Genomic DNA, 1,630 nt, shown 5'->3' on the forward strand with positions numbered 1-1,630 from the left:
CTCCCGATCCACCTCAGTATCGTGCCAAACAAGGGTATTCTTTTTCTGTCTCAAACAAAAGTATACACCCTGCAAGCTCAGCCAGTTACCCAGTTTGGGTGAACAAAATTCCCGGTCTCCTAACACCACTACGCTATAGTTGGATAGTAACCCAAGACTTAAGCGCCAAAACAGCCGTTTGCTCATCAAAATTACTACTGCCTTTTTTATCCAACAACTCCCAGTAAATCGGCCAGGCACGATGATCATAGATCACGCTAACCATCAAGATATTAATCACCCCCCAACTGGTGCGGTCTATCGCTAAATATATCCTATCGTTCGGGTTAAACATCCATTCAGCGCAGAGCACTTACACAGGGAAACCAGATTGTTTCAATATTGAACTGTTTGATGCGCAAAAACCGACGTAATTTCTTTCGACGACTTTCAAACAAAATAGGTAACGGCAGTGCTTCAGCTAACACTTCTAGTTTGACCTGTCTGAGCAGTTGTAGGCTGGCAACGACTAAAATAAGTAACAAATACCTGGTGTGATGCAGCTTATTTTGTAGGATTTTCTGGTATGGCGCACGCTATCATTTTTGGTAGATAGGTCAGCATGACTATATTTGACCTATCTTTTTTTTCCTTCATCTGCTGTATCCCTTGGTACACAATGGCTATACCCGCTCTGTCCCCCCGTTAGCAATTGAACAGTTAGCTCTAGGTTACAAAGACCACCCAGATACCTTAGCCATACTTCAAGAATGGGCTCGCTGTGATCAGCATTGGTTGGTGCGAGCTAAAGCAATTGAACAGTTAGCTCAAGGTTGGCAAGATCAGCCTTGGTTATTTGAATTTTTATGCTATCGCACTCTCAATGACCCCTTTGAGCGTGATCAAGACCAGCATTATGACAATGTCAATCCTCGAAAAATAGCCCTGAATGCCATCCTGAAATATTATCCTAACTATTCCCAAACCCGGTCTTTATTGCTCGATAGAGCAGAGCATGACTCCGATCCTAAACTGCGGAAGTTTGCTCTTGAGAAATTAGCAAAATTACGGTAGTTCTGATAGTAATCAAGTATACAGGATTTTTTAGCTGTTCCCTGTTTCCTAAAATTATCAACTGATTTACCTCACCCAATTGATAACTGCTAACTATTATCAATAAGCTCTTAAAAAGGCTTGATAAGTATTATGAAATCTAGTAAATTGCTTAACAGCCAGTAAAGCACTCCCAAAGTCTAAAACCTTGGGAGAGTCATTTTAGGTTACATTAAATCCAGTCTAGCATCCCTGTTTGGATTGTAAAAATATAACCATAGGAATAGATTAGAATGTAGAATGTAGAATTCATGATTCTACATTCTACATTCTGACAGAAAACATTCAACCTTAACTTTTAAACCTTCAACCTTAAACCTTCAACCTTTTTTAATTAAGAATGTATAATCTGGAATTCTACATTCTTAATTCTTAATTCTTAATTCTGCCTTCCTTCGAAAACAATCGCTGTCTTGATGCAGTCGCTCATGGGGGAAACCACGGCAGTCGCTCATGGTTAGAAGTTACCGTAAGACAGGCTCGCCTTAATCAATAAGTTTTACCCCTTTTCTGCATAGCCGACCAACCATAAAGGCTC

The 1,630-nt window shown here is 40.2% G+C and carries 2 protein-coding genes and 1 pseudogene; 1 reads left to right on the forward strand and 2 read right to left on the reverse strand.

The window, feature by feature from the left end; genetic code table 11:
- Both F6J99_RS44835 and F6J99_RS44840 read right to left on the reverse strand, forming a co-directional pair.
- Positions 1 to 186 (reverse strand): annotated as a pseudogene (locus tag F6J99_RS44835) (hypothetical protein); the annotation flags it as partial.
- A gap of 152 nt (positions 187 to 338) precedes the next feature.
- On the reverse strand, positions 339 to 524 hold the full coding sequence (locus tag F6J99_RS44840; protein ID WP_293123855.1) for a hypothetical protein: 186 nt from the start codon (positions 522 to 524) through the stop codon (positions 339 to 341).
- Positions 525 to 648: 124 nt separating this feature from the next.
- On the opposite strand from F6J99_RS44840, the gene F6J99_RS44845 reads away from it, so the two are divergent.
- Positions 649 to 1,053, forward strand: a complete 405-nt coding sequence (locus F6J99_RS44845) for a HEAT repeat domain-containing protein (protein ID WP_293123858.1) — start codon at positions 649 to 651, stop codon at positions 1,051 to 1,053.
- Positions 1,054 to 1,630 lie beyond the last annotated feature (577 nt).

This window comes from Moorena sp. SIO4G3 (assembly GCF_010692305.1).
Classification (GTDB): Bacteria; Cyanobacteriota; Cyanobacteriia; order Cyanobacteriales; family Coleofasciculaceae; genus Moorena; species Moorena producens_A.